This is a genomic window from Tahibacter sp., assembly GCF_032229445.1.
In the GTDB taxonomy this organism is placed as follows: domain Bacteria; phylum Pseudomonadota; class Gammaproteobacteria; order Xanthomonadales; family Rhodanobacteraceae; genus Tahibacter.
The window spans coordinates 101084-127027 of sequence record NZ_JAVTWC010000127.1; the positions used below are offsets into that span (position 1 = coordinate 101084).

Genomic DNA, 25944 nt, shown 5'->3' on the forward strand with positions numbered 1-25944 from the left:
TGTCGGCAGGGCCCGACAAAAAGCGGGACCGGCGCCGCCGCAAGGCGAGGCCGGTCCCGCGAATGACGCTCCCGGCCGCTCACGCGGCCGGGACTGGGGACTTACAGCTCGAAGTCGTCCTTGAAGATCGGATCCACGCCGTTGGCGCAGGCGCTGCCGTAGTAGAGACGGACGTCATCGAGCCAGAAGCCCGCGCGTGCGACCGACGTATCGCTCTTGAAGTGGAAGCGGAACTTCGCGTTGGTGCCGGCGAACGCGCTGAGGTTGACGCTGGAGCGGATCCACGCCGTGCTGAAGTCGCCATGCCAGGCGGTGCGCGCCCCCCAGGCGCCGGAGGCATTCATGACGGCGTTGTAGCCACCGGTGATGAAGCGGTTCGCATCAGCCGGGACCGCGCCCTGGGCGCCGAGGATGTCGGTCCACGTGGTGCCGCCGTCGAGCGAGTATTCCAGCAGCGTGCCGTCGTAGTTCGCCTCGTTGAAGTAGCGGATCCAGAATTCCAGCGTGGTGCCGGCCGCCGCAGGTACGGCGACATTACCGTTCATGGTCAGGGTGCGGTCGCTGACCACGTCCGGATCGGGCACGAAGAACGAGTTCGTCGGCGAATGCGCCTGGGTCGTCACGAGCGCCCAATCGGCGCCGCCGCCGCTACCAGCCGCGGTCCATTGGGTCAGGCCGGATTCGGCGTCGTCGCTGAATGCGACGGTGTCCGGGCCGGACGGCTGGACCGACTTCTGCACGGTATTGGTGTCTTCCAGGCCCGCCGCGCAGACGCCGCCGCCGGCGCCGCTGGAATCCTCGGCGCGCACCACGTAGTGGTAAGTGTTGTTGCCGCCGACGTTGGTGTCGCTGAAGGTCGTGCCGGTTACGCAGGTCTGCACCGCGTTGGCAGCCGACGGGGTGAAGCCCGGGGTCAGCGAGCGGTAGACGTTGTAGCGCATCTGGCCGCCGCCACCGCAGTTCGGTGTCGCCGCCGCCCACGCCAGGTTCACGGCGCAGCTGACCGTACCGGCCGTGCTGGCGGTGGTGAGACCGGCGAACGACGGGGCGAGCGAGCAGACGCCGGTCGCGGTCGCGCTGGAGCAGCCGCTCTGTGCCGAATCGCAGGGCTGCACGGTGTCGCGCGAGCTGACCTTGTAGCTGTAGATCGAGCCGCCCGATACGGTCGTATCGGCGTAGGACGTGCCCGAAGTGACTTCCGCGATCTGCGTGTAGTTGCTGCCGGGACAGGCGCCGGTGGAGCGGAAGACGCGATACGTCGTGATGCCGGCGGCCGCGGTCCAGTTGACCGTGATCTGGTTCGGTGCGGTGGCGGTCGCGACGACGCTGGTCGGTTGGTCCGGCGCGGTGCACTCGCCGCGGCCGTCGATGAAGTCCGGATTGGTACCGCCCGGATCGAGATAGCTCTTGACCGCCGTGGTCGTCGTACCCAGGCCGTCCCAGGCGTGCGCGAGCTTGCCGTAGAAGTCCGACAGGTTGGCGCCGGTGGAGCCGCAAGCCGACGGGCCGCCCGAGAGCACGCCGATCAGGCGCTGGTTCGCGTTGTACAGCGGCGAGCCGGACGAGCCGGGCTCGGTGACGCTGGGTGTCAGCGTGCCGCCGGCCGGGAAGTTCGGCAGGTTCGGCGGCGTCGGATCCCAGAACGGATGCCAGTGCACGCCGGTGGCGCCGGAGATGTTGCCGGTCTGCATGGTGGCTTCGACGAAGGTGATGCGCTTCTCGTCGACGCCGGGGTGGTGGATCGATGCGCACAGGCCGTCGGTCGAGGCCGGATCGACCGGAGCCGCACAGACTGGATCGAGATTGCGGCGATCCCAGCCGGCCCAATACAGGTTGTAGGCCGGATTGGCCGGCTGCAGGAATTCCAGCAGCGTGAAGTCCGAACGGTCGCCGGCCGGCGCCGAGCCCGAGAACGGATTGGCCGTCTGGGCGAGGAAGCGCACGCCGCTGCTGGTGGTGGTCGGGCGCGGCACGATCTGGCCGCTGGCCGAGGAACCCGGACGGCGGCAAGTGGCCGATTCGTAGTTCCAGTAGGCCACCACGGTGGCGCCGACAGTGTCGTTGCTGATGCCGCAGTGCGTCGCGGTGGCGAACAGCATGCGCTTGTCGCTGAGGGTGTTGTTGACCAGCGAGCCGGTACACGTATCGCTGCCGCCGGTGGTGAAAGCCGCCACCGAGCGGCGCGGGTTGTTCCAGGGATCGCCGGCGGAAAGGCAGGCGACGTCGGTGTTGCAGGCGCCGGCCTTGCAGTGCTTGGCGGTCGCGCCGAAGCCGCGGTAGCCGTGGCCGATGCGCACGATGCCGAACTTCAGTTCGGCCATGCGATTGGCCGGCACTTCGAGTTCGATGATCGCCGCTTCACCCTTGAGCACGGGGGTCCAGAACTGGCCGCTGGGCAGGTTCTGCTCCGCCGTGTACGGGCCGAGCTTGTCGAGGCCTTGCCTGGACTGGATCACCAGGCGCGCACCGTCGGGCAGGAAAAACGGACTGAAGCCGAAATTCAGGTGGGCGGCGTCGGGCGTCTCGACCTCGAAGGTCCAGACATTCATGCCGTCCGGCCGGATTTCCCAGCGGCCGTAGCCCGCGGTATTGATTTGCACATCATGAGGTACTGCAAAACGGTACTTGCCATAGCCCTTGATGTCGCCGATCGCGTCTTCTTGCGCGACCCGATCCATATCCAGAGCTTCCAGGGTGAGCTTGCTCTTGTCGGCGTCGAGTCCCGCGGCGGCGGCACCCTCTGCCAATCCGAAGGCCAGCATCAGTACGAGGCCGATTTTGTTCAGTTTTTGCACGTTGATCTCCCAATCTAGCCGTGAACTGCACGCGGCCCCATACACCCCAGAACATACGGAGCCGTCCTGGATTCTGTTCCTGGGCAAAGGTGGCCACAACCGCCTCAGGGCGGTGTTCGCGGCTGGAAAAACAGAACAAGTGGCCGATTGTGACGAGGGTCACACGAACCGTCGGTATCCGTGGGCGGGTGGCGCTTCGTGCCATCCCGGCAGTCGACATGCTGACGCCGGCGCCAGACGAAAAAACCCGCCACAGCCCTGGAGCCGTGGCGGGTTCCCTCCCGGCAGACTCTAGGGCCTGCACGGAGCCGATTGTGGCCATTGCAGCGCCGGCGTCACGCCGCGCTGCAGCAGCAGTTGACGAGCATGGCGCAAACCCGCGCCGCTGCACGTTTTCTGCGGCCGGCCGCGGACATACCAGCGCGGCATAACCGAATAACCCCCCATCCTTTCCTGGTGTGTTCGCGCAGGCCTAGCATCGTCGATCACTGGGCGTTTGGACGTCCATTTCGATTCGGTGATGCCCATGTCCGCCCATCCTGCGCTGCCCCTGATCCCGCTGCCCGAGGCCAAGGCCGGCGAACTCGCGCGGCTCGTCGACGGACTGGACAGTTCCTCGCTGTGGTGGCTGTCGGGCTATGCGGCCGGGCTGGCCAGCCAGCCCGGCAGTGGCGTGGCACGCGCGGTGTCTGCGGCGCTGGCCAAGGAGCCCGTCAGTGCGCCGCGCCTCAGCGTCGTCTACGGCAGCCAGACCGGCAACGCCAAGCGCCTGGCCGAGCAGTTCGCGCAGAAGGCGGAAGCGAGCGGCCTGCAGGTGCGGCTGCTGCGCGCCGACGCCTACCCGACGCGTGAACTCAAGGCCGAACGCCTGCTGGTGGTCGTCGTCAGCACGCAGGGCGACGGCGAGCCGTCGGACGACGCGCGCGGCTTTGTGGACTTCGTACTCGGCAAGCGCGCGCCGGAACTCAAGGAGCTCAGGTTCGGCGTGCTCGGACTCGGCGACAGCAGCTATCCGCAGTTCTGCGAGATCGGCCGCGCGCTCGACGCGCGCCTGGCCGAACTCGGTGCCACGCGCCTGCTCGATCGCGCCGACGCGGACCTGGACATCGAACGCGTCGCCAAACCCTGGGCCGAGCGCGCGCTGCAATTGGCGCGCGAGCAGCTCAAGACCACGGCACCGCTCGCGACGGTCACCCCGCTGCGGCCCGCCGCGGCGGTGACGTGGTCGCGCGAAAAACCCTTCAGCGCCGAAGTCATCGCGAACCAGCGCCTGACCGGCCGCGGCAGCGACAAGGACATCCGCCATATCGAGCTGTCGCTGGAAGGTTCGGGTCTGAGCTACGAACCCGGCGACGCACTCGGCCTGTGGCCACGCAATCCGCCGGCACTCGTCGACGCCGTCATCGACCTGCTGCGACTCGATGCGAACACGCCGGTGAGCGTGGACGAGACGACCCAGCCGCTGCGCCTGTGGCTGAGCGAACAGCGCGAACTCACGCGCCTGACGCGGCCGCTGATCGCGCAGCATGCGGCCTTGGCCGGTTCGGCCGAACTCAATCGCCTGCTGTCGCCGGACCACGCCGCGCAGCTGAAGACACTGCTCGCCGACTACCAGGTTATCGACCTGCTGCGCGCGTATCCGGCGGCGTGGTCGGCCGAGGAACTCGTCGCCGCGCTGCGCCCGTTGACGCCGCGCCTGTATTCGATCGCGTCGAGCCAGAAAGCGGTCGGCGAGGAAGCGCACCTGACCGTGGCCCACGTCGCCTACGAGGCGTTCGGCAGCACGCACTGGGGCGCGGCCTCGCACCATCTCGCGCGCCAGGAAGAGTCCGGCCGCGTACCGGTCTTCATCGAACACAACGAACGCTTCCGCCTGCCGCGCGATCCGTCGCGCGACGTGATCATGATCGGACCCGGCACCGGCGTCGCGCCGTTCCGCGGCTTCGTGCAGGAACGCGCCGCGATCGGAGCGACCGGTCGCAACTGGCTGCTGTTCGGCAACCCGCATTTCCGCAGTGACTTCCTCTACCAGCTGGAATGGCAGGACGCGCTGAAGCGTGGCCACCTCGCGCAGCTGGATCTGGCGTTCTCGCGCGACCAGGAACGCAAGGTCTACGTGCAGCACCACCTCAGCGCACACGGCGCGCAGCTGTATCGCTGGCTCGAGGACGGCGCACACCTGTATGTCTGCGGCGATGCCACGCGCATGGCCAAGGATGTGCACGCGGCATTGATCGACGTGGCCGTCACCCATGGCGGCAAGACGCCCGAAGACGCGCTCGCCTACGTGAACCAGTTGCAGCAGCAGGGCCGCTACGCCCGGGACGTGTACTGACATGAGTGCGACCGCTTCACCCGTCGAGAAGATCAAGGCCGACAGCAACCTGCTGCGCGGCACGCTCAAACAGAGCCTCGCCGACGGCATCACGGGCAGCCTGCGCGACGACGACCAGACCGTGATCAAGTACCACGGCAGCTACCAGCAGGATGATCGCGACATCCGCGAGGAGCGCCGCCAGCAGAAGCTCGAACCCGACTACAGCTTCATGATCCGCACGCGTACGCCGGGCGGCGTGGCCACGCCGCAGCAGTGGCTGGCGCTGGATGCCATCGCGACGCGCTACGCCAACCACAGCCTGCGCGTCACGACGCGCCAGGCGTTCCAGTTCCACGGCGTGATCAAGCGCGAGCTGAAGACCACGCTGGCCGCGATCAATGCGAGCCTGATCGATACGCTCGCCGCCTGCGGCGACGTCAACCGCAATGTGCTGTCGGCAGCCAATCCGCTGCTGTCGTCGGTGCACGCGACCGTGTACGAACACGCCAAGGCCCTGTCCGAATACTTCCTGCCGAAGACGCGCGCGTACTACGAGATCTGGCTCGACGAGGAGCAGGTCGCCGGCTCGCCTGAGCACGAGCCGATCTACGGCACGACCTACCTGCCGCGCAAGTTCAAGACCGCGTTCGCCGTGCCGCCGGTCAATGACGTCGACATCTTCGCCAACGACCTGGGCTATATCGCGATCGTCGAGGACGGCGTCGTCGTCGGCTACAACGTCACCATCGGCGGCGGCTTCGGCGCGACCCACGGCGATCCGACGACGTATCCGCGCCTGGCCGACGTGATCGGCTTCGTCACGCCGGCGCAGGTGATCGCCGTGGCCGAAGCGGTGATCACGACGCAGCGCGACTGGGGCAACCGCGTCGAGCGCAAGCGCTCGCGCCTGAAGTACACGATCGACGATCGCGGCCTGGAGAATTTCAAAGCAGAAGTCGAACGCCGCGCCGGCTTCGCGCTCGCCACCGCGCGCGCCTTCGTGTTCGAGCACAACGGCGACCGCTTCGGCTGGGTCGAAGGTGAGGACGGACGCTGGCACCTGACCCTGCGCATCGAGGCCGGCCGCATCGTCGATCGCGACGAACGCCGCCTGCTGTCGGGGCTGCGCGCGGTCGCGCAGATCCATGCCGGTGATTTCCGCCTGACGCCGAACCAGAACCTCATCATCGCCAACGTGCCGGCGACGGCGCGCGACACGATCGACGCACTCGTCGCCGAATACGGCATGGACCTGTTCCGCCGCGCTTCGCCGCTGCGGCTCAACGCACTGGCCTGCGTCGCGCTGCCGACCTGCTCGCTCGCAATGGCCGAAGCGGAACGCTACCTGCCGGATCTCCTCGGCAAGCTCGAAAGCCGCATGGCTGCGCATGACCTCGGCGACGCACCGATACACCTGCGCATATCCGGCTGCCCGAACGGCTGCTCGCGGCCGTATCTCGGCGAGATCGCGCTCGTCGGCAAGGCACCCGGCCGCTACAGCCTGATGCTCGGCGCCGACCATCGCGGCCAGCGCCTGAATCGTCTGCACAAAGAGAATATTGCCGAAGCCGAAATACTGGACACGGTGGATGCGCTGCTCGCGCGCTACGCGGGCGAACGCGGCGAGGGCGAACGCTTCGGCGATTTCCTCGTCCGCAGCGGCATCGTCGCCGCGAAACCCGGCATCCCGCTGGAGATACGAACATGAGCTTTCCCGATCTGGTCAGCGCCGCCGAGGACGGCCGCGCGCTGGCCGAGCTGAACCGCAGTCTCGAAGCGCTGCCCGCCGAGGAACGCGTCGCCTGGGCGCTGGTCAGCCTGCCGCAGAGCCGCGCGCTGTCGTCGTCCTTCGGCGCGCAGTCGGCCGCGGCGCTGCACCTGATCACGCGGCAGACGCCGGACATCCCGGTCATCCTCGTCGACACGGGGTATCTGTTTCCCGAGACCTATCGCTTTGCCGACGAACTCGCGCAGCGCCTGCAGCTGAACCTCAAGGTCTATCGCCCGTCAATCAGCCGCGCCTGGATGGAAGCGCGCCACGGCCGCCTGTGGGAGAACGGCGTCGACGGCATCGACCAATACAACGCGCTGCGCAAGGTCGAACCGATGCGCCGCGCGCTCGACGATCTGGCCGTGCGCACCTGGTTCGCCGGCCTGCGCCGCAGCCAGGCACGTACGCGCCACGATGCGCAGGTGCTCGAACTGCGCAACGGCCGCTGGAAGTTCCAGCCGCTCGTCGACTGGACCGACCGCGACATCTACGTCTACCTGCAGCGCTTCGACCTGCCCTATCACCCGCTCTGGGACGAAGGCTATGTGTCGATCGGCGACACCCACACCACGTCGCGCTGGGAGCCCGGCATGCACGAGGACGAGACGCGGTTCTTCGGCCTCAAGCGCGAGTGCGGCATCCATGTCGATCTTTGAATGGTCGCGCGGGATGGCGAGGGAGCGATGTTGTCGCTGACAGAAGTCCGTACGCAACGGCGGTGCAAGTCCGCGAGCACCACCATCCCCACCCAACCCTCCCCTTGAAGGGGAGGGCTCTTCCCGCGAGCCTCTTGCGGCATCACGATGCCGAGAAAGCGTTCAAGCGGAGCGTCTTAGCCCTCCCCTTCAAGGGGAGGGTTGGGTGGGGATGGTGTTCGCTTCCCGCTGTCAGGTGAAGAAGCGCCGAAAATTTCAATCCACGCCTCCCAAGGCATCGCTGCCTGCCCCGGCCGCGACCGAGCGCATCGCGCTCACACCAGGACCCCGCTCATGTCGAACACCGCTACCGCCCTCAACACTGAATTCCACGACACCTTGAATCCGCCGCACGGCGGCGAGCTCAAGGATCTCTACCTCGCCGCCGATGCGGCTGAAGCGCTCAAGCAGCACAGCGCGACGCTGCCGGGCTGGGACCTGAGCCAGCGCCAGCTCTGCGACCTCGAACTGCTGCTCAATGGCGCGTTCTCGCCATTGACCGGATTCCTGACACGGCGCGACTACGACCGCGTCGTACGCGAACTGCGCCTGGCCGACGGCACGGTGTGGCCGATCCCGATCACGCTCGACGTCAGCGAAGCCTTTGCCGCGTCGATCCAGGCCGGCGCCGACATCGCGTTGCGCGACTCGCAGGGCGTGCCGCTTGCGGTGCTGACAGTCGATGACATCTATTTCCCCGACAAGCTCATCGAAGCGCGCGAGGTCTACGGCACGACCGATCCGACGCATCCCGGCGTCGCCGATCTGCTCCAGCGCAGCAACCCGGTGTATCTGGGCGGCACGCTGCGCGGCATCCAGCCGCCGCAGCACTACGATTTCGCCGAACTGCGCGAATCGCCGCGCGAACTGCGCGAGCGCTTCGCGCGCCAGGGCTGGAACACCGTCGTCGCGTTCCAGACGCGCAACCCGATGCACCGCGCGCATCGCGAGCTGACCGTGCGCGCGGCCGAACAGGCCGGCGCGAAGCTTCTGATCCAGCCCGTGGTCGGCCGCACCAAGCCCGGTGACGTCGACCACTACACGCGCGTGCGCTGTTATCGCGCGCTGCTCAGGCACTATCCGAAGAACGACGCAACGCTGTCGCTGCTGCCGCTCGCGATGCGCATGGCCGGCCCGCGCGAGGCGGTGTGGCACGCCATCATCCGCAAGAACTACGGCGCCTCGCATTTCATCATCGGCCGCGACCACGCCGGCCCCGGCAACGACGCGAACGGCAAGCCGTTCTACGAGCCGTTCGCGGCGCAGGAACTGCTCGCGCGCCACCAGCAGGAAATCGGCATCCGCGCCGTGCCGTTCCCGGCCATGGTCTATGCCGCGAACCGCGATACCTACGTACCGTCGACCGAGGTGCGCCAGGACGACACGGTGCAGGACATCTCCGGCACCGAGCTGCGCCGCCGCCTCGTCACCGGCGAAGACATCCCGGCGTGGTTCACCTTCCCCGACGTCGTCGACATCCTGCGCGAGCGTTATCCGGCCGGCGCGAACAAGGGCGTCGCACTGCTGTTCACCGGCCTGTCGGGATCGGGAAAATCCACGCTGGCCGAAGCCGTCATCGCGAAGCTGCTGGAACGGTCGAGCCGCCCGATCACGCTGCTCGACGGCGACGAGGTGCGCAAGAATCTGTCCAAGGGCCTCGGCTTTTCGCGCGAAGACCGCATCGCCAACGTGACGCGCATCGGCTGGGTCGCGAGCGAGATCGTGCGCCATGGCGGCATCGCGATCTGCGCGCCGATCGCGCCGTACGCCGAGACCCGCGCGGAGATCCGCCGCCTCGTCGAACAGCACGGCGCGTTCGTGGAGATCCACGTCTCGACGCCGATCGACGTCTGCGAAAGCCGCGACCGCAAAGGTCTCTACGCCCAGGCCCGCGCCGGCAAGATTCCGCAGTTCACCGGCGTCAGCGATCCGTACGAAGTCCCGCAGAATCCGGAACTGGCCTTCGACACGACCGCGGCCGACGCCGGCGTGCTGGCCAACCAAGTGCTGGCGTTCCTGCGCAATCGGGGGCTGCTGGAAGGCTAAGGCGGCTTCGATCGGCGCGAAAGCAACGAAACATTCTGTCCGATGGGTTGGCCACGGCCGGTTTCTACGAACAGGCCGTGGCCGGGTAATCGCTAAGGCGTGCAACCACCGTCGGTATTGACGTTGTCGAGCGTCACGTCATCGACGTCGAACGTGCTGCCGTTGGAGCCCCCTTCCATCACTCCGCCGAATTCCAGCAGGCGCATGTGCGCGTTGCCTGCGACGCCGGTATAGATCGTCGCGCCGTTCAGGCACACGCGCAGCGCCTTGGTCGCGCGCTCGACGATGATCTTCACTTCGAAATACGCAGCGTCAGGCCATAGCGAACCGGTATCGACGAAGCCGCCCACCGCGGCATCGTAGACGGCAATCGCACGCGTGCCGCGGTCGAACTTCACGTACGTGATCGGCGGCGTCAACTCTTCATTCACCGGCTTGAAGAACCAGCTCGACCCGGTGCCGATGTTGCCGATCGCCATCTTCGCAGTCGCGATCGAGTACTGCGTCGCGCCTTGCGCAAAGGTTGGCGAGATCAGCGCCGACGCGTTCTGGATCGGGTAGTTGCCGCCGTTCGACAGCACGCGCGCATGCTGCACGCCGGTCGCGGGATTCGCGTTGAAGATGCCGTTGGCCCCGAGCCAGGCGAGCTGCGGCAAGCCGCCGATCGCGAACTGCGGCGGTTCGAAGCCGGTCGTCATCGTCGGCACGCCCGGCGTCACCGCCTGGTAGATCGCGCTCGTCGGCTGGAGGTTGTTGCCGCCGCTGGTCTTGAGCGCGCTCGCCGCGATCGTGTGCCGGTACATGCCCATGCTCGTCGTGACGACGTCGTAGCGAACGGTGCAGGTACCGAACGCCGGAATGATCGCGCCGGCCGCAAACGTCAGCGCACGCGTACCGGCCACCGCCGTGATCGCGCCGTTCGCGCACGTCGTGCTCGCGTTCGGTGGATCGGCGAAGGCGAGACCAGTCGGCAGGTTTGTCGTCAGCGCAGCCGTCAGCGTCACCGGATCGGCGCGCGTGCTGCCGAGCGTGATCACCTCGCTCGCGATCGTGCCGGTGATCGAGTTCGTCGGTTCGAACGCGGTTTCGAGCGTGATGCCGTTGCCGGTATCGAGATTGATCGAGTCGATCCACCAGCCGCCGCCGTCCTCCATCACGCTGCAATCCGAGCCATGGCGCCAGCGGAACGCCACGTCGCGACCGGCCATGGCATTGGGCAGCACGATATTGACCGCCGACGTTCCGCTGCTGCCGCTGCCGGTATTCGTCACCCAGCCGTACGGCGCAAGCGGCTCGGCGTCGCAATCGGTCACGCGCGCGATCGAACCGCCGAACGCGCCGCTGACGAACAGCACACCCAGATCCTCGGCGTTCGTGAATGCACCGCCGTCGACCGAGAGTTCCAGCGTGCCGCCGTCGAGGTATTCCTCGGTCCGCACGCGATGGCGGAACGTCAGGCGCGCGCCGGCGGCAACCGTGACGGTCGGGCTGGTCAGGAACGACTGGCCCTGCGTTTCCTGTTCGGGTACGAACAACGCGTTCGGCGCGGTGTGAGACAGGCTGGCCTGCGTGACGAACGGAACGCCGCTGCCGACTGCCGACGTCGTCCAGCCGGGCGGCAATGCCGGCGGCACGACGCTGTCGAAGGTTTCGGCCGGCGGGAAGCTGCCCATGCCGATCGAGGCAACCGCGAGCGCCGCGCTCGCCGAGGCCGCGTTGTCGCCGGCGTTCGTGCGCAGCGCGCCGGGCGCGATCGTCTGCGTATACGTCTGCGGGTAGCGCGAGCGCACGTCGACCGTCACGGTGCAACTGCCGTTCGCCGGAATCCGCGCGTCGCTGACCAGTGTCACGGCCGTGCCTTCGGCATTCGCCGTCACGCTGCCGTCGACGCAGGTCGTGGCCGCATTCGCGACCGGCGCGACGAAGACACCGGGCGGCAGGCGATCGACGAAAGCGTGCGTCAACACCGCGTCGACCGGGTTCGGGTTGGCGAGCGTCACGGTCAGCGTGCTCGTCGTCGTCGTCGTGATCGCCGCCGGCGCGAACGCGTTGGACAGCGTCGGCGGTTGACGGGTCACGGTAAATTCCAACGGCACCGGCAGCGTCGCCGCATTGGTGGCGTTGCTCGTGAGGCACAGCGTGGCGCGATACGTGCCGGCGGCAAGGCCGGCGGCGTTGAACATGGCGTCGGTCGTCGTCTGTCCGGCGAAGCCGAGCGCGCCGCCGGTGTTGCTGTAGCTGATCCACGCCGGCTGGGTGCAGTCGACGGTGCCCTGCACGAACGCGGACATCGTCCTGGTGTCGGCGTCGAACTGCCAGTTCGCCGGATCGTCCCACGGTGCGTACCGCTGCGGCGGCGCGCCGATCTGGGGGTTGGAACTCACACGCCACGCCCACAGCGGATTGCCGGCGGTGTTATTGCCCTGGCCGGTGATCGTCGGCCACACCATCAGCCAGTAGCGGCCCGGCGGCAGATCGAGCGGATTGGCCGCGACGTTTGCCGCGGTGAGGTTCAACTGCAGATTGCCGTCGCTCGTGCTGATGCCGTTGGCCGTGGCTATCGTGTTGGAGTAGCTCCACAGCGGCGCAGCGCCGAAGCCTTGCGGCGCGCCGGCCGGTACGCCCGCGGCGTCGGCGTAGATGCTGAACGTCACCGCCGGCGTGTTGGACGTGGTCAGCAAGGTATTGGGCAAGGTGAAGCCGTTCGCGCGCAGCGTGGTCACGCGCGTCGTGGCCGCGACATCGAAGTTCTGCGCCCAGTAGTCGCCGCGCGCCGAGCCGGTGTAGACACCGGCCTGCTGGCCGTTGCCGGTGGTCGCGGTGTCGAGCAGCGTCACCTGCGCGGGGCCGCTGGTCGCGATCGTCCAGTTCAGCGTCGGGTTGCCGGTGTTCCTGATCGTCAGCGTCTTGACGTCGGTGAGGCCGCTGGACGCCGACAGCGCCGACAGCGCCGTCGGCGTGGTTGCGATGACCGGACCGCCCGGACGGACCGCCACCGGCATATGCAGCGTGGATTCGGCCGGATTGCTCGGCGTCAGCACGATCTCGCCAAGCGCCCAGGCCGCTTCCGGCAGCAGCTGGCTCTGCACCGTGATGGTCAGCGTGTGCGTGCCGGAACTGCCGATCGTGAAGCCCGACGGCGTTACCGCGACGGCCGTGCCGGGGAAGCCGGTCGTCGATACGGTATAGGTCTGCGCGCCGGTCAGCGCGCGGCGCACCGTGCGCGTGTACGTGCAGGTGCCGATGCAATTGGCAGTGGCCAGGCTCGGCAGGTTGAGGTTCGCCACGTTGCCGCCGGTCGCCGGGTTCGCCGCGAGGAAGTTCGCGCCGGTTTCGTCGAGCACGAGGCCGGCCTTGGCGGCTGCGACGAGATCGACGCGGCCCGCGCCGCGGTCCCACGCATCGCTGGGCTGACCGCTCTGCTTGACCAGACCCGAGGTCCTGGACGTAAGCATCAGCGCCGACTTGATCTGCATCGGCGTCCACGTCGGATGCAGCGCGCGCATCAGCACGGCAGCGCCGGCCATGTGCGGACTGGCCATCGACGTGCCGTTCTCCAGCGCCGTCTCGTTCGGATTCGACGTGGCGGTGACGTTGGCCTGGTACGCGGCCAGGATGTCCACGCCAGGCGCGGCGATGTCGGGCTTGACCAGCCACTGGTTGTTGGCCAGCGCGCGTGGACCGCGCGAGCTGAAGTCGGCGACGACGTCGCCGGTACCCGGATACGTGCGCGCCGGCCGCGTGATCGACATGGTGGCGGTGGCGGGATCCAGCAGCGCGAGGTTGTCCCAGTTGGAGCGCAACATCGACCATGCGTTGCCGGCTGCGCCGAGGTTGATATAGAACGGATCGACGAAGATCACGCCGATCGCGCCGGCATTGACCGCAGCCATCTGACGCACGCCGCTGCCGCAGCCGGAATCGTTCTGGTCGAGATTGAGCACGGCGATCGCGCCGACCGGCGGTGGCGTGGTCGGCGGATCGAAACCGTCGGCGAACACGCGGTCAGCCGGCGGCGCGTACGGCCGCGTGAACGTGTCGGCCGGGAATGCGGCACAGCCGTCGGCAGTACCGCTGGCGAATCCGGGACTTTTTACAAACGGTACATTGTAGAAATCGACCACCTGGATCGGTGGCGCGCCGGGACGCAGCGGGATGCCTTGCGTGTTCGCCGGCGGCGTGCCCGGGCCGGTCGCGTCGAGATTGAAGCCGAGCACGCGGTCGTGCGTGGATGCGGCAACGGTCTGCACCCACGGTTCCTGGTGGTCGGACGTGCCGGCCGCCGGACCGCTGTTGCCGGCTGAGGCGGCGACGAAGATACCGGCGTTGTTCGCGCCGAGGAAGGCCACGGAGTTCGCCTCGGTCCACGGCGAACCGCCGCCGGAGATCGAGAAGTTCATGACGTCGACGATGCCGTCGGCGACGGCCTGGTTGGCCGCCTGCGTGATCGCCGAACTCGGGCAGGTGCCGACGCAGACCTTGTACGCGACGACGTTCGCGTGGGGCGCGACGCCGGAGAGGCGGAAGGTGCCGCCGCCGAACGGCGCGTCCCAGCCGTTGCCGGCGACGGTGCTCGCGGTATGCGAGCCGTGGCCGTCGTCGTCGGTCGCACTGCGCGTGGGCGCAGTCGAGGTGAAGTTGTACATGCCGATCAGCTTGCTGTTGCAGCGGCCAAGATCGGCGTTGGGCGGCGTGGGGCCGCACAGGCCCAGGTAATTGCCGGCGCCGAGCGGATTGACGTGCACATAGCCGTCGATCGGGCCGGTCGCGGCGAACGCCGGGCTCTGCCAATTGATGCCGCTGTCGAGCACGGCCGCGACGATGCCTTCGCCCTTGGTCGCAACACCGCCGCTGGCGGTGCCGTCCCAGATCGACGGCGCGCCGATGAACGCGGGGCCGCGATCGGTCAGCAGTTCCAGCTGCCGCTCGCGCTCGACGAGCATGACGTCGCCGCGCTGGCGCAGCGCTTCGGCTTCGGCGTCGGACAGATCGAGGATCACCGCGTTGACCGCATGGCGCAGCGTTAAGTCGGCGGCGAGCGCGCGACCGACTTGCGCGGACGCGTTGGCGATGAACGTGTTCTGCTTCTGCGTGAGCAGATCCAGGTATGCGTGCGCCGCGGACGAGTTCACGTCCACGCGGCCCTGATGCGCACCGTTCCCGCTGCGCGGCAAGGTCGGAGAGCCGCTGAGTGAGCCGTCGTAGGAGGCGAGCGGTAGATCCTCGAGCACGACGGTGTGGCGCGCGCGTTCCAGCGACGACGGCGCCGTCAGCAGTTTGGGCTTGGCGCCGCCGCCCGTATCGGGCTTGTGCCGCCGCAGTTCGGTCCCGTTCAAGCCCGCGGCGGCGGTCAAGCTCGCATCGTGCAACGCTCGTGCGACCAGCGGTGTGGAAACGGAAGCGGGGACTGCAAAACCCGACCAGAGCGTGGCGGCCAGTGCGACCGAGAATGGCGACAACGAAGACTTCATGGAATTTCCTGACAGACGAGCGAGGGCCGCGCACCCACATCGCGTCGGCAGGCTGCATAGCGGAACTTCGTGCGCGAATCGATCAGGCGGTCGTATCGCTGCTGCCGTGTCGATCGGCAGCACGAGCGCCGAGCTGCCGGTGGAGGTGTTCGCTCGCTCGACGGGCATGCCGGAGTCACCGGAATTCTCCGAGCATCGCGCCAGCCGAAAACCGACGCGCAGGTTGATCCCGAAACGTAGGCTGGACTCCCCTGACATGGAGTCCCCCTCATGCTTCGCGTTCTTCTGCTGTTCGCACTCGGCCTGCTGATCGGCCGCGCCGGCGCCGCACCGGTGTACAAGTGCACCGACGGAAAAGATCACATTGCTTACCAGGCCACGCCCTGCGCGCCGCACCTGACGACGCGGGTGATGCAGCTACGTCACGGTCCCGTCGTCGCGCCTGCCGTCGATGACAGCGCGCACGCGACGAAACCGGCGACATCCGCGCGCGGCCGTTCCTCGACGGCGCAGCGCGTACCCAAGTCCCGGCTTGCGCGCGTTCGCGGCGCAGGCGACCGGAGTGCGACGGTGACCCGCTCGCGCGCGGACGAATCCGAACCGCAATCCTGGCAATGCCGCATCGGCAACGGCGAGGTCTATTACCAGCACTCGCCGTGCCCGCGTACCGCGATCGCCAGCGTGGAGTTGCGCGACAACAGGACCCGTGGCCGCAGCCGCGGCGCCGCGCAGGCAGTACCGGTATCGGCCATGCCTCTGCCGCGAACCGAAGCCTGCCGGCGCATCCACACCGCCAGCGCGAGCGGTCGCGCCGGGCACGAACGCGACGAGGATGTCAGCAGCTATGAGCGCAGCCTGGGCCGTGATCCCTGTCGCTGAGACCGCGCCATCATGGGCCCGGCCTGGGCCGGCAGACGACCTGCGGATCGCACACCAGCGTGTCCATCGTCGCCGTGTTGCGCACGATCAGGCCGATGTGCAGCAGGTAGGACGTAGTGTCCACGACGACGACACTCGCGCTGCGCGAGTCGCTGGCCACGACCGGGTCGCGGAGCTGGCCGCGCGCATCGCTGCTGACCAGCGTCTCGACGATGAAATCCTTTGACGTGTCTTCCGACAGCGCGAACACCAGCGTGGTGTCGCGCTGCTCAACCAGGATGTGGTCGCGCTTGTAGGCGAAGAAATAGCGTCCGCCGCCGGTATTGCCGCCGGATTCGACGTGCGCCACGCTGATTTCGGTAGTGATCTGGTTTCTTCCGGGGGCCATGCGATTACTCCTTGGGAGGATGGTCGTGCAGGAAATGCTGGTGGTCGGGATGGCGGTAGCCGGCTGCCGCGAGCGCGTCGCGCAGCGAGCCTGCAGCCGGGGTGTCGCCCGCGAGCAGCGCCGCGCGCAGGCGCAACGCGAGCGTGTCGGCATCGCTGCCGAACTGTGGCGCGGCGAGCAGGCGGCGCGCTTCGGCCAGTGCGTCGGTGGTCGCGCTCGCGGTCGAGGACTCAGGTGGCGCCACCGCTTGCGCAGCCACTGCCGATGGTGTGGCCGTTGCTGTGGAAGCGATGGCAGGGTCCGTTGCGGCGGATGTGTCCACTGCGCCCGTTGCGTCGGCCGGAGCGGATGACGCCGAGGGTGGCGATGGCGCTGACGACATCGCCGACGAAGGCGCCTCGCGTCGCGGTGGCGAATCCGGCGACGCCGCGCGCGCGAGCAGCACCTCCACGAGCACCTTCGCGCCGAAGCTGCCGCCACTCGCACGACCGCGCAACGTCGCGGCGATCGCATCGAGCTGCGCCGCGCGGACAGGCACCGCAGGCGCCGACAGATACAGCAGGCGCAAACGCGCCAGTGATTCCAGTGCCGGCACGTCGCCGCCTTCGCCCTCGGCCGCAAGCGCCTGCAGCTGCGCCTGTGAGGCACGCAGATAGTCGCGTGCGCGTCCCGGCTGCGCGTCGCTCAGCGCGATGCCGGCATGCAGGCCGGCCAGCGCGGCGTCGCGCTTCCACTCGCGGTTGCTCGCGTCGCTGGCCACGAGTCCGTGCAGCGCGTCGTGCGCGTCGACCAGCAGCGCCGACGACGTCCCGGCATCGCCGCGCGCAAGCAATGTACGCGCGAGATGATGGCGCGCCAGCGCTTCGCGGTGAATCCAGCGCTGGTCGTCGGGACTCGCCGTGCGCAGGCGCTGGATCATCTCCAGCGCGGCGCGTTGCAGGCTTTCTGCCGCGGCCAGCCGCGCATCGGCTTCATCGACCTGGCCTTGCCAGGTCAGGCTGTCGGCGAGGTCCGCGATCACGCTCTCGTCGCCGGGCTGTGCGCGCAGCACCTCGCGCTTGAGTGCGCTGGACTCGGCGAAGCGCGCACGCGCCTCGTCCAAGCGCAGCGCCTGGAAGTCCAGCGTGGCCAGGTTGTTGAGCGCGTAGGAAAGTTCCAGTTGCGCTTTTGCATCACCGGGCCGCAGCGCGAGCAGGCGGCGCGCGGCGGCGTGATAGCGCTGCCAGTGCGTCGCCGCCGTCGCGACATCGCCGTCCTGGAACGCGGACTGTCCGCGCCAGAACGCCGCGTTGCCGAGTTCGAGCCAGGCGTCGGCTGCAGCGGGTTCGCGCTGCACGAGCCGCTCCGCGAGGTCGAGCGCATGCGAGAACGCGGCCACCGCGGCCGGCTCGGCGCGCGCGAAGCGGATCTCGCCGATCTGGCGCGACGCGCGGATGCGCAGCAGCTGCGTCGAGAGGCTGCTGTCGTCCTCGGGGAGTGCGACAAGATAGTTCAGCGCCTCGTTGCCGACCGAGTCGAGCACATCGAGCTTGCCGAGTCCGCGCAGGCGCTCGGTCAGGTCACCGAGCATGTAGCCGACGAGGCCCTCGGCTTCGACCCGGCGCCGGTCCGCTTCGGCGCGGGCCAGCACGGCGAGCGCGCCGGCCACGCTGGCCGCAAGCGCCGAGACCAGCACCAGGGCGATGGCGACAAAGGCGCGCCGGCGCTGGCGGCGCCAGCGCCGCACCGATTCGCCGACGAATTCGCGCAGGCCTTCGTCGAGCGGCGGCGCATCGGCCAGCAGCTGGCGCGCGTCGTCGAGCTGGCTGCCGGGCGGCAGCAGGAAATCGCGCGGCCGGCCCTCGTCGCGCCAGCGCCGCCACGCGGCAGCCAGACGCGCGCGCGCCAACAGCAGGCGCCGGTTCTCGCCGACCCAGTCGCGCGCCCGCGGCCAGTTGCGGAACAGGGATTCATGCGCCGCCGCGACGCCCGGCACGTCGGCTCCGCCGGCCGCGACGAACAGGCGCTGCTCCACGAAGGCCTGCACGAGCTCGCGTGCCGGCACCTCGGTGAGCTCGCTCCAGGCGACGCGTCGCCCGACGGGCAGGGCGTCGTCCCCGGCCAGCGTCAGCATCACCATGACGCGCAGCACGCCAGGCAACTGCCGCTGCGCGGCCGCCGACAGGCCGGCGAAGGTCTGCTCGGCGCGCTGGGCCAGCGCCCCTTCGAGTCCGCCGATGGCGCGATAGGCGGCGAAGGTCAGCGTGCCGCCGGCGCGCTGCCGGTAGATTTCCAGCAGCGCATGTTGCAGCAGGGGTAGCGGCTGCGGCTGGCGCACGGCGGCATCGCGCAGCACATCGTCCAGGCGCAGCGAGCTCGCCGCGTCGAACTCGAAGCGCAGGCCAGCCGCCAGCGCCGGTGCGCGAATGATCTGCGCCAGCTCGCCCGGATTGAGCAACGGCAGGTCGAAGCTGCCACCGTCCGCCTTGAGCGCGACCAGCGCCGGCAGCGCGACCAGGCGCGGGTAGAAATCGTCGCGGCAGGCGGCCAGCACCGCGACATGGCCGCCGCGCAGCAGTCCGGCCAGGGTCTGGAACAGCCGCTGCGGCTGGGTCGCGTCATCGCCCGCGGCAAGCAGGCATTGCTCGAGCTGGTCCAGCTGCAGCAGCACGATCTGCCGCGCGCCCGGCGACGGCGCGTGCCGTCGCGCCAGGCGTTCGCCCACGCGCGCGGCGAGCGCCGCCGGATTCCCGGCCAGCTCTGCGCACAGCAAATCCCGCTCGCCGGGCAGGAACAGCGCCTGCCCATCGACCTGCCAGCCGAGCATGGCCTCGGCCAGCGCGGCCAGGGCGTCCGCACCGGCCTGTGCGCCGTCGATGCCGGCGCAGGCCAGCACGCGGCAGCCGTCGAACCCGCCGGGCTGGGTCAGCAGCGGCACGACGCCGGCGCGCAGCAGCGAACTCTTACCGCACCCGCTGGGGCCGAGCACGAGCAGGAAGCCGCGTTCCTCGTCCAGGCGACGGCGCAGCAGCGTCAGCACCTCGGCCTGCGCGCGCGCGCGGCCGAAGAACACATGGCGGTGGCTGGCCTCGAACGCGCCGAGGCCGACGTAGGGCGACCCGTCCGCCCAGCGCGGCGCGGCGCGGCCGCCGGGCCCGGCATAGCGTTCCGGGAAGGTGACGTCGGCGACGACGCAGTAACCGCGCTTGCGCACGGTGGCGATGTAGCGCGGCTCGGTCGCGCTGTCGCCGAGCGCGCGGCGCAGCTGGGCGATGGTCTTGTGGACCGGGTTGTCGCCGTAGAACGTGCCGCGCCAGCACTCGATCAGCAGCTGCTCGGCGCTGACCACCTCGCCGCCGCGCTCGCAGAGCACGACGAGCACGTCCATGAGCCGCGGTTCGACCGCAACGCGCGCGCCGGCCCGCTCGATCGCGCCGGCCTCGGGCTCGACCAGCCAGTCTCCGAAGCGGAAGCGCGGGATCGCGGAATGGCCGGCTTGCGCCATGGGGCGACGTGAATCCGTGCGGAAGGGGAACAGGATAGTACAAGGCTGCGTTGTGATCGAAGCAGCCTTGTCGCCATTGCGTCATCAGTGCGCTTTCCACCTTGCGCACATCCGAGGCTCGGCGCTAAGCCACTGAAACGACAGGAAAATGCGGATCGTAAGGTTTCCGTAAGGCGGCGCCGGGCAGGTCTTGCGCAGATTGGCCGCAACGGCGCCGGACCTGCAGCGCCGTCCACGCACGACGCGGCCGGCGCCCCTGAACGCCGTACGCCACCACCCTGGTGGAACCGCGCATGCGACACGCAGGCATCGACATTACCAAGGCAGAGGATTCCACCATGTCCAAACTTTCCGTCACCACCCTGGCCAAGGACGCGGGCAAGACCACGGATGCGCCCGACGCGCCGGTTTCGCTGTTCCGCACCGGCGCCCGCTCGCGCAGCCTGGCCCGCAGCGCACAGGCCGCCGACTCCCGCGTGCTGGCCGCCGGCGACTTCGACCAGAAGCCCTGGGGCCTGCTCTACCGCGCCCTGGTCAACAGCCTGGGCACGAGCCCGAACAACTTCCAGCTCATCTATCCGTTCACGACCTGGACCTGGCCAACCCAGTCGGCCGGCTTCATCAGCGCGGCGCAATACGATTTCTGCTCGGTCGCGCCGCAGTGGAGCGCCGTCGGTGCGTTCGTCTCCAGCGCCGACCGTATCCATCAGGCCTACAGCTCCTTCCTCGACGTGATCCTGGCGGCGACCGACGATCCGAAGCTGCGCGAGGAAATCCGCGTCTCGGGCGAGGCGCTGACCAACGCCGCGAACGACTACACCTTGGCCGTAAACCAGGCCAGCACCATCTACGGCGATCAGGTCACGGACAACAAGCCGACCTTCACCGAGTGGCTGGCCACGCCGCAGGGCCGCGGCTATTCGATCAAGATCGACGCGGCCTTTACGCGTCTGAGCCAGGCGCAGATCAACTACAACGTCGTCGTGGCCAAGGCCAACACGCCGGGGCTGGCCGATGCGCAGGCGCAATTCGAGAACAAGGACTTCTATTCCCGCCTCAGCGATCCCGGCCTGTCGAAGTTCCCGCTCGTGCCGTACTACCAGGTCTCGCAGAACGCGGCCGCCTGGGTCGACGCAGTCAAGGCCGGCAGCGGTCCGGGTGGCGCGACCATGGGCTTCACCAACCGCGAGGCGAGCTATGACTACTCCAAGACCTGGGCCGGCACGAGCCTGTCGATCTCGCAGTTCTTCTGGGAAGTGCAGGTCAAGGGCAGCTGGGAACGCATCACCGAATTCGAGACCGACAACGAACTGGAAGTGTCCCTGGAATTCGAGGCCATCGACCTGATCGGCATCACGCCGAGCGACTGGTACAACGGCAGCTTCGTGCGCAGCCACGCGACCGGGCCGTTCACGCGCGGCTACAGCGCGTACGGCGGCGACGGCACCCAGGCAGTCTTCGGCAAGACGGGCTTCTTCAATCTGCTCAAGACCGGCATGTACGTCGGCTACAAGCCCAACTTCACGATCCGCGTCAGCAAGGCCTCGTTCTCACGCTTCCAGCAGACCTTCAAGGCAGCGACCGGCCTGCGCATCGGCCCATTCACGTTCAGCGCCCAGGGCGGCAGCGTGCAGGCCGGCTGGACCGCGAACGAAGCCGGCCAGTCCTTCACCGGCACCACGACCTCCGACGCGCCGCTGATCCTCGGCGTGAGCATCGCCCAGATGCCGGCCGACCCGGATGCGAACCTGGAACTGACGACGACGGAACAACTCGGCAATGTATACCGCTTCGAAGGCGGTGAAGGCGACATCATTGCGCGCAATGTCAGCGAGCGCGAAGCCGAAGGACTCGGCGGCTACTGGCACGCGCCGGCCGAAGTGGCTCTCGTCACGCCGCTGCGCAATGTCCGCATCACCGAACAGGGACCGCCGTTCACCGCGGTCATCAACGGGCCCGACGCGGAGGTGCAAGTGCTCGGCGGCGTCACCCACGTCAGCGTGCTCAGGCCGTACAACCTGATCAACGGCGGTCCCGACCATGCCCACTACTACCGCATCCGCGCGACCAACGCGCTGACCCACCAGCCCGTCGATCTGCAGAACATGCGTTTCGGCGGCATCGCACCGTTCACCGGCGCGGCCCGCTTCGCCGACCAGTAAGGCCCCGCCGGCGCGGCGTCCGCGACCGACGTTGCGCCGGCATGCAGCCGGTATTGCGCCGGGAGGCAGGTGATCGGCGCAGCAAATGGCGCCGCGACGGACCGTCGCGGCGCCTTCGGCGCGCCCGGCGACCCAGCCAAATCGCAATGGCCTATACGTCGCCGCCGAATCCGTCACAATTTCGCTAGTTGCTTATTGCGTTTTGTTTTATGCGCGCGCCGCGAGACGCGAAAAGCACTGCATACAGGCATGATTCGACCGATACCCAGTCGCAACGGCTATACAGCGCTGCAGTGATCCGCGACACTTGCGCCGCGCCAGCGCGCACCCGCCGGGGGGCGGGAAAACAGCTCGGACGAACACCCGCAGAACGTGATCGCGCGTGTCGTCCGGCGCCAATCCGTACCTGGGAGTCGACCGATGAACCTGTCCGCCAAAGGACGCGCCACGCCGCGCGCCGCACTGTATGTCGCCTTGATCGCCGGCCTGGCCGCACTGCCCGCCTACGCGCAGAACACCGCCGGCGAAACCGATGCCGACAAGCTCGAAACCATCAACGTGATCTCGACCGGCACGCGCGCGGGCAACCGCTCGGACACCGACACCGCGGCACCCGTCGACGTGATCGGCCGCGAAGCGATCGAGGCCACCGGCGCGATCGAGACCGGCAAGCTGCTGCAGAAGCTCGCGCCCTCGTTCAACTTCCCGACCAGCTTCGTCAGTGACGGCACGGACCTGATCTGGCCGGCCACGCTGCGCGGGCTGGGCCCGGACCAGGTGCTCGTGCTGGTCAACGGCAAGCGCCGCCACCAGCAGGCGCTGGTCAACGTGCAGCAGTCCATCGGCCGCGGCTCGGCCGGTACCGACATCAACACCATCCCGATCGCCGCGATCGAGCGCATCGAAGTGCTGCGCGACGGCGCGTCGGCGCAATACGGTTCCGACGCCATCGCCGGCGTCATCAACATCATCCTGAAGAACCAGACCGACCACACCGACCTCGGCATCGAAGTCGGCGAAACCTACGCCGGCGACGGCGACCAGTACCGCGCCGCGCTGAATACCGGCTTCAAGCTCGGCGGCGAAGGCTTCATCAACATCACCGCCGACTACATGAAGCGCCTGGAGACCAATCGCGCCGGTCCCGACAGCCTGCGCGTGGATCCGCCGCGCGTGACCCAGCGCCTCGGCGAAGCGGACATGGAAGCCGCGCAGCTGTGGATCAACGCCGGACTGCCGCTGGCCGGCGGCGAGCTGTACGCCTTCGGCGGCGTGTCGCGCCGCGAAGGCAATTCGTCGGGCTTCTTCCGCTCGGCCGGCGACGGCCGCACGATTCCGCAGCTGTATCCCAACGGCTTCCTGCCGACGCTGCTGACCACGACCGACGACCGTTCGCTCGCCGTCGGCTACCGTCATGCGCTCAACGATTCGTGGAAGTGGGACTTCAGCGTCAACCGCGGCTGGAACCAGTTCGAGTTCGCCTCCGAAGGCACGGCCAACGTCAGCTACTACTACGAACCCAGGCCCGGCGGCGGCATCTATGCGGAATCGCCGACCTCGGCCGAAGACGGCACGCTGCGCTTCAAGCAGACCACGGCGAACTTTGACCTCAGCGGCGACGTGGACTGGGGCATCGGCGCCGAGCCGCTGTATCTCGGTGTCGGTGCGGAATGGCGTCGCGACGGCTACCAGATCATTGCCGGCGACACGGTCTCGTACCAGTACGGCCGCACCAACGATCCGACCATCGAGATCATCAACGCCGCCGGTGGCATCGCCGCGGCCGGTATCCAGGGCTTTCCGGGCTTCACGCCGGCGACGCAGATCGACGCCAGCCGCCGCAGCTTCGGCGTCTACGTCGACGCCGAGTCCTACGTCACGCAGAACCTGCTGATCGGCGCCGCCGGCCGCTTCGAGGACTACAGCGACTTCGGCACCAACAACACCGGCAAGCTGAGCCTGCGCTACAACGTCAACGACGCGTTCTCGCTGCGCGGCACCGTGTCCAAGGGCTTCCGCGCACCGAGCGTGCAGCAGCAGTTCTTCAGCCAGGTATCGACCAACCTCAACGCCGACGGCACGCTGACCGACACGATCACCGCGCGCCAGGGCAGCCCGGTCGCGCTGGCCTTCGGCGTCAAGCCGCTGAAGGAAGAATCGTCCGACAACTACTCGCTGGGTTTCGTCTGGAAGCCGACCAACGAGTTCTCGCTGACGACCGACGTCTACCAGATCAACATCGACGACCGCATCGTGTTCTCCGGCGCGATCGGCCCCGAGGCCAACAGCGCCGGCTGCACCGATCCCACGGTGTGCCCGATCGCACTGCTGCTGCGGCCGCTCAACGTCGGCCAGGCCACGTTCTTCACCAATGCGATCGACACCAAGACGCGCGGCATCGACGTCGTCGCCGAGTACGGCACCGAGCTGTCCAGCGGCGCGCGCCTGGGCGTCTCGGCCGCGTTCAACTACAACCAGACCGAAGTGCTGCGCATCAACTCGCCGTCGACCTTCGTGCCCGCCTCGACGCTGTTCGGCCGCGAGCAGGTCACCCTCGTCGAGGAAGGCCAGCCGCACCAGCGCGCCACGCTCGGGACCAACTACCGCAGCGGCGCCTGGTATACGGATCTCGCGTTCAACTACTACGGCTCCGTGTCGGGCGAAGGCTTCACGCCGGGCCTGAAACAGAAGTGGGGCGGCAAGTGGCTGACGGACCTGTCGGTCAGCTACAACTTCACCGACGACCTGCGCGTGACCCTCGGCGGCAACAACATCTTCGACGTGTATCCCGACAAGTGGGAATCCACCGGCCCGGACCAGAACCCGTTCCCGTACCTCGGCTTCAAGTACGGCTGGGAAACCCTGCCCTTCGGCCTCAACGGCGGCTACTACTACGCGCGGTTGAACTACCGGTTCTAAGTCTTGCGCAGCCTGCGCGACCCGTGCGCGAAGGCGCGCGGGTCTTTCGCAGCAACGCGATCCACTCCTGCCGCCGGGGCCGCAACGGCCTCGGCGTGGTTGCCTCCTCGTTCATCCGGCGGACACGAAAACCCCGTTCAGCTGCGCTAGAGTGCCGGCCGTGCCGTGTCCGACACGGCCGTGCGGCGGATGGGGATGTTCGCTGAAGTGCCGCCGCAACGTTGTTGCTTCGTCGCCCATAGGGGTGATGCCATCGTTATTGAGGAGAAACCGATGATCCGCTTCGCTCGCCCGCTTATCGTCACTTGCGCCGTCCTCGTCCTGGCCGCTTGCCAGAAGCAGCCCGAACCCGCCAAGCCGGCCGCTGCGCCGGCTCCGGCCACCACTCCCGCCACGCCAGCGCCGGCCGCAACCCCGCCGCCGGCCGCTGCCGCTCCGGTGGCCGTCGACTCGGTCGGCGTGCCGGAATGCGACAACTACATCACCAAGTACACCGCCTGCGTGTCGGGCAAGGTTCCGGAAGCCTCGCGCACCCAGCTGCAGGCCAGCCTCGACCAGATGCGCGCCGCCTGGAAGCAGGCCGCGTCGACCCCGGAAGGCAAGGCCGGCCTGGCCCAGGCCTGCACCGCCGCGAACGATGCCGCGAAGCAGTCGATGACCGCGTTCGGCTGCTCCGATTTCTGATCGGGCTGTCGCCTCGGCGACAGAAAAAAACCCCGGCCTTCGCCGGGGTTTTTTGTTTGTGTACATTTTTGCATTCACGCAACGCGCTGCGATGGCGCAAGACCGGCCGTCAACGATGGCTTCATCGGCACTCTGCCGGAACCGCCCAGAACGGATTGAACTGCCTCAGCACCGTCAGCGTCGTGTCCGGCCATCGCGTACGTCCCGCACCACTACAGCGCAAATCGTTCCACCGTGCCGCGGGCCGGCGCCGCGCAGGCGGCGGACGCCGCCCCGAACGCGTAAAGGCCCACCGCCCGGCCGCCCCACGACACCCTGTATTATCACGCGCAG

12 protein-coding genes are annotated in these 25944 nt (G+C 68.3%); 8 read left to right on the forward strand and 4 right to left on the reverse strand.

Going from position 1 to position 25944, the window contains the following annotated elements; all coding sequences use genetic code 11:
• Nucleotides 1-101: 101 nt before the first annotated feature.
• Nucleotides 102-2795, reverse strand: a complete 2694-nt coding sequence (locus RUU78_RS24610; RefSeq protein WP_313920444.1) for an immune inhibitor A domain-containing protein — start codon at nt 2793-2795, stop codon at nt 102-104.
• A 526-nt stretch (nt 2796-3321) separates the two neighbouring features.
• On the opposite strand from RUU78_RS24610, the gene RUU78_RS24615 reads away from it, so the two are divergent.
• The 4 genes from RUU78_RS24615 (at nt 3322) to RUU78_RS24630 (ending at nt 9624) form a co-directional block, all read left to right on the forward strand.
• Entirely contained in the window at nt 3322-5130 is a 1809-nt protein-coding gene (locus RUU78_RS24615; protein WP_313920445.1) for an assimilatory sulfite reductase (NADPH) flavoprotein subunit, read from the forward strand.
• A 1-nt stretch (nt 5131) separates the two neighbouring features.
• Nucleotides 5132-6820, forward strand: coding sequence for an assimilatory sulfite reductase (NADPH) hemoprotein subunit (cysI, locus tag RUU78_RS24620; protein WP_313920447.1), 1689 nt, complete (start codon nt 5132-5134; stop codon nt 6818-6820).
• Nucleotides 6817-7539 (forward strand): phosphoadenylyl-sulfate reductase, encoded by a 723-nt coding sequence (locus RUU78_RS24625; protein ID WP_313920449.1) that lies wholly within the window; start codon nt 6817-6819, stop codon nt 7537-7539. The genes cysI and RUU78_RS24625 overlap by 4 nt, the downstream gene beginning before the upstream one ends.
• 333 nt (nt 7540-7872) lie before the next feature.
• Nucleotides 7873-9624 (forward strand): bifunctional sulfate adenylyltransferase/adenylylsulfate kinase, encoded by a 1752-nt coding sequence (locus tag RUU78_RS24630; RefSeq protein WP_313920451.1) that lies wholly within the window; start codon nt 7873-7875, stop codon nt 9622-9624.
• Between the two features lie 92 nt (nt 9625-9716).
• Here the strand turns inward: RUU78_RS24630 and RUU78_RS24635 are convergent, their stop codons facing one another.
• Nucleotides 9717-15095, reverse strand: a complete 5379-nt coding sequence (locus tag RUU78_RS24635) for a S8 family serine peptidase (protein ID WP_313920452.1) — start codon at nt 15093-15095, stop codon at nt 9717-9719.
• Between the two features lie 270 nt (nt 15096-15365).
• On the opposite strand from RUU78_RS24635, the gene RUU78_RS24640 reads away from it, so the two are divergent.
• Nucleotides 15366-15974 (forward strand): hypothetical protein, encoded by a 609-nt coding sequence (locus tag RUU78_RS24640; RefSeq protein WP_313920454.1) that lies wholly within the window; start codon nt 15366-15368, stop codon nt 15972-15974.
• Nucleotides 15975-15984: 10 nt separating this feature from the next.
• Here RUU78_RS24640 and RUU78_RS24645 read toward each other — a convergent pair whose 3' ends face one another.
• Nucleotides 15985-16362 (reverse strand): hypothetical protein, encoded by a 378-nt coding sequence (locus RUU78_RS24645; protein WP_313920457.1) that lies wholly within the window; start codon nt 16360-16362, stop codon nt 15985-15987.
• A 4-nt stretch (nt 16363-16366) separates the two neighbouring features.
• The gene (locus RUU78_RS24650) at nt 16367-19846 is read right to left on the reverse strand and encodes a winged helix-turn-helix domain-containing protein (RefSeq protein WP_313920458.1); all 3480 of its coding nucleotides are present in this window, start codon (nt 19844-19846) and stop codon (nt 16367-16369) included.
• Nucleotides 19847-20184: 338 nt separating this feature from the next.
• On the opposite strand from RUU78_RS24650, the gene RUU78_RS24655 reads away from it, so the two are divergent.
• The 3 genes from RUU78_RS24655 (at nt 20185) to RUU78_RS24665 (ending at nt 25611) form a co-directional block, all read left to right on the forward strand.
• On the forward strand, nt 20185-22008 hold the full coding sequence (locus RUU78_RS24655; RefSeq protein WP_313920460.1) for a hypothetical protein: 1824 nt from the start codon (nt 20185-20187) through the stop codon (nt 22006-22008).
• A 420-nt stretch (nt 22009-22428) separates the two neighbouring features.
• Nucleotides 22429-24927, forward strand: a complete 2499-nt coding sequence (locus RUU78_RS24660) for a TonB-dependent receptor (protein WP_313920462.1) — start codon at nt 22429-22431, stop codon at nt 24925-24927.
• A gap of 195 nt (nt 24928-25122) precedes the next feature.
• Nucleotides 25123-25611, forward strand: a complete 489-nt coding sequence (locus RUU78_RS24665) for a hypothetical protein (protein ID WP_313920463.1) — start codon at nt 25123-25125, stop codon at nt 25609-25611.
• Nucleotides 25612-25944 lie beyond the last annotated feature (333 nt).